General features: G+C 69.4%; 5 protein-coding genes. 3 read left to right on the plus strand and 2 right to left on the minus strand.

Annotation, left to right across the window (positions count from 1 at the left end):
• Positions 1 to 17: 17 nt before the first annotated feature.
• Together GPY60_RS23300 and GPY60_RS23305 are read right to left on the minus strand one after the other, a co-directional pair.
• Positions 18 to 401: a DUF732 domain-containing protein gene (locus GPY60_RS23300; RefSeq protein ID WP_156690059.1), complete on the minus strand. Its 384-nt coding sequence runs from the start codon at positions 399 to 401 to the stop codon at positions 18 to 20.
• Positions 402 to 492: 91 nt separating this feature from the next.
• Entirely contained in the window at positions 493 to 873 is a 381-nt protein-coding gene (locus GPY60_RS23305) for a DUF732 domain-containing protein (protein ID WP_156690060.1), read from the minus strand.
• Positions 874 to 1,035: 162 nt separating this feature from the next.
• On the opposite strand from GPY60_RS23305, the gene GPY60_RS23310 reads away from it, so the two are divergent.
• From GPY60_RS23310 to GPY60_RS23320, 3 genes are read left to right on the plus strand one after another with little or no spacing between them, the layout of a single operon-like run.
• Positions 1,036 to 2,841: an N-acetylglutaminylglutamine amidotransferase gene (locus GPY60_RS23310; RefSeq protein ID WP_156690061.1), complete on the plus strand. Its 1,806-nt coding sequence runs from the start codon at positions 1,036 to 1,038 to the stop codon at positions 2,839 to 2,841.
• The gene (gene ngg, locus GPY60_RS23315; protein ID WP_156690062.1) at positions 2,838 to 4,640 is read left to right on the plus strand and encodes an N-acetylglutaminylglutamine synthetase; all 1,803 of its coding nucleotides are present in this window, start codon (positions 2,838 to 2,840) and stop codon (positions 4,638 to 4,640) included. The genes GPY60_RS23310 and ngg overlap by 4 nt, the downstream gene beginning before the upstream one ends.
• A gap of 36 nt (positions 4,641 to 4,676) precedes the next feature.
• Complete coding sequence (locus GPY60_RS23320) at positions 4,677 to 6,152, plus strand: MFS transporter (RefSeq protein ID WP_156690063.1); 1,476 nt, start codon at positions 4,677 to 4,679, stop codon at positions 6,150 to 6,152.
• Positions 6,153 to 6,253: the final 101 nt, after the last annotated feature.

Consider the following 6,253-nt stretch of genomic DNA (forward strand, 5'->3'; position numbering starts at 1 on the left):
CAAAAAGACCCACTCGGTCACTGGGTGTTCTGGAAGGGGAAATCCGGGAGCATCCAGATGATCGACGGGTCGGTGGCGCCCCGGTGTTCCGGACAATAGGCCGCGATAGAAACGCCGATGAAGAATCCCGCCTGCTTGGGGGACATATCTGTTTCCCTCAAGACCTTCATCGCGAGAATGCTGGCCGATTGGTTCCGGTCGAGTGCGGCGCACACCGCGTGGGCCCTCGCGATGGTGCCGGCGGGGTCGTCGACGGATATTCCGTAGTTCGACAGTGCCGCGATGACAGCGTCGTCGACGGGATCGGCCGACGCCGGCGCCGCGCCGAGCATCGCGGTCGCCGACAGCACGACGGCGCAGGCCGTCGACCACTTGGCCGATGAGACGTTCCGGCGCGGCATGGGTTCCTCTTTCGGTGTCTGTACACCATTTACCCACGAACGCGGGCCGTGCCCAACGGCCATTGGTCCCATACCGCCGCGCGCGGCTTATTTACTGGGTCATCGGGAACTGCGGCAGCATCCAGATCACCGACGGATCGGTCGCGCCCTTGTATTGCGGGCAGTAGGCCGACACCGAGAGCCCCACGAAGTAGCCCGCCTGCTTCGCCGTGAGACTGGTTTCCCTCACCAACCTCATCGCCATCACGGAGGAGGGCTGGCCCTTGTCGAAACCCCCGCAGATGTTGTGGGCCATCGCGATCGCGCTCCCGCGGTCCGCAACCGTGATGCCGTGGTTGGCGAGGGCCGCGACGAACGCGTCGTCGACGGGATCGGCCGACGCCGGAGCCGCACCGAGCAATGCCGCGGCCGTGAGAATAGCGACGCCGCAGGCGGTCGGCCAGGTGGGGAAAGGGAAGTTCGTGCGCGGCATGGTTTCCTCTTTCCGCCTGCTGATCTGCGGGAGTCAACACCGACTTGGGTGAACATTAACGGAAATCGGCGCACCCTTCTCGTCGAGCGGCCGGGTTGTCCCCAGGCGCCCCCACCCGGCAGCAATGGGCGGGCCACTGCGCCCCCGGGTAGGGTCAGGTAGGTGTGTGGAGCCACCGGTGAGGTTCGACTCGACGGCCGGGTCCCCGACCTAGCGGCGGTGTCAGCGATGGCCGCCGTGATGGAACGCAGAGGACCGGACGCGGCGGGTGCCTGGTCACAGGGCCGGGTAGCCCTCGGGCATCGTCGCCTCAAGATCATCGACCTGTCCGAGGCGGGCGCCCAGCCCATGGTCGACGCGGAGCTGGGCCTGACCATCGCCTGGAACGGTTGCATCTACAACTACCAGGAGCTCATGCGGGAACTGGCCGGGCACGGCTACCGGTTCTTCTCGCACAGCGACACCGAGGTGCTGCTCAAGGCGTACCACCACTGGGGTGACGACTTCGTGACTCACCTGCACGGCATGTTCGCCTTCGCCATCGTCGAGCGCGACAGCGGACGCGTTCTGCTCGGCCGCGACCGGCTCGGCATCAAACCCCTCTACCTGACCGAGGACAACCACCGGATCCGGTTCGCCTCGGCGCTGCCGGCGCTGCTGGCCGGCGGCGGCGTCGACACCCGGATCGACCCGGTGGCGCTGCACCACTACATGACGTTCCACTCCGTGGTGCCGGCGCCGCTCACCATCCTGCGGGGAGTCCGCAAGGTGCCCCCCGCGTCGCTGGTCGCCATCGAGCCCGACGGCCGCCGGACCACTACGACGTACTGGAGCCCCGACTTCAGCCGGAGCGACGACCGCAAGGACTGGTCCGAACGCGACTGGGAGGACGCGGTGCTGTCCGCCCTGCGCACCGCGGTCAAGCGGCGGCTGGTCGCCGACGTGCCGGTCGGCTGCCTGCTGTCCGGCGGCGTCGACTCGAGCCTCATCGTCGGGCTACTGGCCGAGGCCGGCCAGACCGGGCTCGCGACGTTCTCCATCGGCTTCGAGTCCGCGGGCGGCGTCGAGGGCGACGAGTTCCGCTGGTCGGACATCATCGCCGAGCGCTTCGGCACCGACCACCACCAGATCCGCATCGGCACCGACCGCATGCTGCCCGCCCTCGACGGCGCGATCGGCGCGATGAGCGAGCCGATGGTCAGCCACGACTGCGTGGCCTTTTACCTGCTCAGCCAGGAAGTCTCGCGCCACGTGAAGGTGGTGCAGTCGGGTCAGGGCGCCGACGAGGTGTTCGCCGGCTACCACTGGTACCCGCCGATGGGTTCGCCCGCGGCCGCCACCCTCGACGGCGCGGTGGCGCAGTACCGCGCGGCGTTCTTCGACCGCGACACCGCCGGCGTGCGGGCACTGGTGGCGCAGGGGAAGGTCACGCCGGGCGACCCCAGCGAGCGCTTCGTCGCCGAGCACTTCGCCCGTGCCGGCGCCGAGACGGGCATCGACCGCGCGCTGCGCCTCGACACCACGGTCATGTTGGTAGACGATCCCGTAAAACGGGTAGACAACATGACCATGGCCTGGGGATTGGAAGGCAGGGTGCCGTTCCTCGACCACGAGCTGGTCGAGCTGGCCGCAACGTGCCCGCCCGAGTTGAAGATCGCCCACGACGGCAAGGGCGTGCTGAAAGAGGCTGCGCGACGGGTCATCCCGTCCGAGGTCATCGATCGGCCCAAGGGCTACTTCCCCGTGCCCGCACTGACCCATCTCGAGGGCCCCTACCTCGACCTGGTGCGCGACGCCCTGTACGCGCCGATTGCCAAGGAGCGCGGGCTTTTTGAGAGCGACGCGGTGGACGCGCTGGGGGCCGACCCGAACGGCCGGCTGACGCCGCTGCGCGGCAACGAGCTGTGGCAGATCGCCCTGCTCGAGCTGTGGCTGCAACGTCACGGCGTGACGGGGCCGGCGGCATGACCGCTACGAGCCCCGCCGATCAATCCGGTGACCACACCGAGGCGATCACGCTGGGCCTGCACGACGCGTCTCCGCCGGAGCTGGTCGAGGCGATGGCCAAAGACGTGGAGCTCGAATTGGGTTGGGGGCGACTCATCTTCGGCCAGACGTTCGCCGACTCGCGCCAGCTCGTCGAGGCGCTGCGGCGCGAGGGCCCGGGGCGCCGCGACATCTGCATCTACGCGCGCGAATCCCACGTCGTCGTCGCCGAGGCGCCCAGCGAGCTGTTCATCGACCCCAGCCACACCTACCGACTTCGGTTCGCCGGCGACGGCGCGGACGAGCCGGCCGCGTCGCCGCCCGGCGTGACGGTCCGCACGCTCAACGATCCCAGCGACGCCGATGCCATGAACCGGGTCTACGTGCGGTGCGGCATGGTCCCGGCGCCGGTCGACACGATCTGGAACAACCACCTGCACGAGGAGTCGGTGAACTACCTGATTGCCGTGCGCGACGACGACGGCGCCGTGGTGGGGACGGTGACCGGGGTGGACCACGAGGTGCTGTTCTCCGACCCCGAACGCGGGTCCAGCCTGTGGACGCTGGCCGTCGACCCGGCCGCCGGCATTCCCGGGATCGGTGAGGCCCTCACCCGGGCGACGGCCGAGCACTTCCGCGCCGCAGGACGCGACTACCTGGATCTGTCGGTCGGTCACGACAACGCGGCGGCCATCCGCCTGTACGAGAAGCTGGGCTTCCGGCGCGTCCCCGTGCTGGCGATCAAGCGCAAGAACGCCATCAACGAGCCGCTGTTCAGCCCGCCCCCGGAGACCGTCGACGACCTCAATCCCTACGCCCGGATCATCGCCGACGAGGCGTTGCGCCGGGGGATCTGGGTCGAGGTCCTGGACGCCGAGACCGGCGAGATGCGCCTCACCCACGGCGGCCGCAGCGTGGTCACTCGAGAGTCGTTGTCGGAGTTCACCTCAGCGGTGGCCATGTGCCGGTGCGACGACAAGCGGCTGACGCGGCGCCTGGTGTCGGACGCGGGCATCACCGTGCCCCGCGCGCGCCTGGCGAGCTTCGGCGAGGACGACTTCGCCTTCGTCAAGGAGGTGGGGGAGGTCGTCGTCAAACCCACGCGAGGCGAACAGGGCAAGGGCATCACGGTCGGCGTCAGCGTCGAACACGGCCCCGACGAGCTCGCCGCCGCGCTGGCGCGGGCCCGCGAGCAGCACCCCGAAGTGCTGATCGAGCAGCGGGTGACGGGAGACGACCTGCGGCTGGTCGTGATCGACGGCCGGGTGGTGGCGGCGGCCCTGCGGCTCCCGCCCGAGATCATCGGGACCGGCGAACACACCGTGCGCGACCTGATCGTCGCCGAGAGCCGCCGCCGGTCGGCGGCAACGGGCGGTGAGTCAAAGATCCCGCTCGACGACCTGACCGAATCCACGGTCGCGGAGGCGGGCTGGAGTTTCGACGACGTGCTGCCCCAGGGAATGCGGCTGCGGGTGCGGCACACCGCCAACCTGCACCAGGGCGGCACCATTCACGACGTCACCGCCCAGGTGAACCAGGACCTGTGCCGCGTCGCGGTCACGGCCGCCGAGGCGATCGGTATCCCCGTCACGGGGATCGACCTGCTGGTGCCCGACGTCACCGGCACGGAGTACGCGTTCATCGAGGCCAACGAGCGCCCGGGGCTGGCCAACCACGAACCGCAGCCCACGGCCGCGGCGTTTCTCGATTTCCTGTTTCCCGGCCAGCCGGGCCAACCGCCCGCCTGGACCCCGGAGGAGTCGCGCCCTGACCGTGACTGAGCCGGATCCCCCCGCGGTGCTGCAGAACGGAGCCAGATGAGCGCGAACGCGCAAACCGGAGTCATCACCACGCACGTGCCCGCCCGGCTGGACCGGTTGCCGTGGTCGGGATTCCACTGGCGCGTGGTCATCGGGCTCGGCGGCGTGTGGATCCTCGACGGCCTCGAGGTCACGATGGTCGGCAACGTGTCGTCCCGCCTCACCGAGAAGGGCAGCGGCATCGACCTCAACGCCGCGCAGATCGGCATGGCGGCCGCCTTCTACATCGCCGGCGCGTGCCTGGGCGCGTTGTTCTTCGGGCACCTGACGGACCGGTTCGGGCGGCGGAACCTCTTCATGCTCACCCTCGCCCTGTACCTGGTGGCCACCGTCGCCACGGCCTTCGCGTTCGCACCCTGGTATTTCTTCCTCGCACGCTTCTTCACCGGGGCCGGCATCGGGGGCGAGTACGCCGCAATCAATTCCGCGATCGACGAGCTGATTCCCGCGCGGGTCCGCGGTCGCGTGGACCTGGTGATCAATGGCACCTACTGGCTGGGCTCGGCCGCCGGGGCGGCCGGCGCCCTCGTCTTGCTGGACACCTCGAACTTCCCGGCCAACATCGGGTGGCGGCTGGCCTTCGGCATCGGCGCACTTTTCGGGATCTTCGTCCTTCTCGTGCGCCGCAACGTCCCCGAAAGCCCCCGCTGGTTGTTCATCCACGGCCGCAACCAGGAGGCCGAGCGGATCGTCGGCGAAATCGAAGAGGACGTCGAGCGCCAAACGGGCCGCCCACTGCCCGAGCCCGAGGGCGACAAGCTGAAAATCCGCCAGCGGCAGACCATCTCGTTCCGCGAGATCGCCAGAGTGGCGTTCACGTTGTATCCGCGCCGCGCCGTCCTCGGGCTGGCGCTGTTCATCGGGCAGGCGTTCCTCTACAACGGCGTGACCTTCAACCTGGGCACGCTGCTCAGCGGCTTCTACGGGGTGCCGTCTGGCAAGGTCCCGCTGTTCTTCATCTTGTGGGCGCTCAGCAATTTCGTCGGGCCGCTGGCGCTGGGGCACCTGTTCGACACGATCGGCCGCAAGCCCATGATCACGGCCTCCTACATCGGGTCGGCCGTGGTGGCGGTCGTCCTCGCGATCCTGTTCGTCACGAACACCGGCGGCGCCTGGACGTTCATCGCCGTGCTGGCGGCGACCTTCTTCCTGGCCTCGGCCGGCGCGAGCGCGGCCTACCTGACCGTGAGCGAGATCTTCCCGATGGAGACCCGGGCCCTGGCGATCGCGTTCTTCTACGCGGTGGGCACCGCGATCGGCGGCATCACCGGCCCGCTTCTCTTCGGGCAGCTGATCAACTCCGGCCAGCGCGGCCTGGTGGTCTGGTCCTTCCTTATCGGCGCGGCCGTCATGGCCATCGCCGGGCTGGTGGAGCTGTGGCTCGGTGTCGCGGCCGAGCAGCAGCCGCTGGAGAGCCTGGCCCTACCGCTGACCGTCGCCGACGCCGAGGACGACGCGCAGCCCGAGGCGTGACCGCCGAACTGTCACCGCGGTCGCTGATAGATGGTGGCCGGCGGCGGATGTGCCGACGGGGGAGGCGGCGCCGAGCTCGGCGCCGCCTCCCCCGTCGTCAC

It is taken from the genome of Mycobacterium sp. Marseille-P9652 (assembly GCF_902652685.1).
GTDB lineage: Bacteria > Actinomycetota > Actinomycetes > Mycobacteriales > Mycobacteriaceae > Mycobacterium.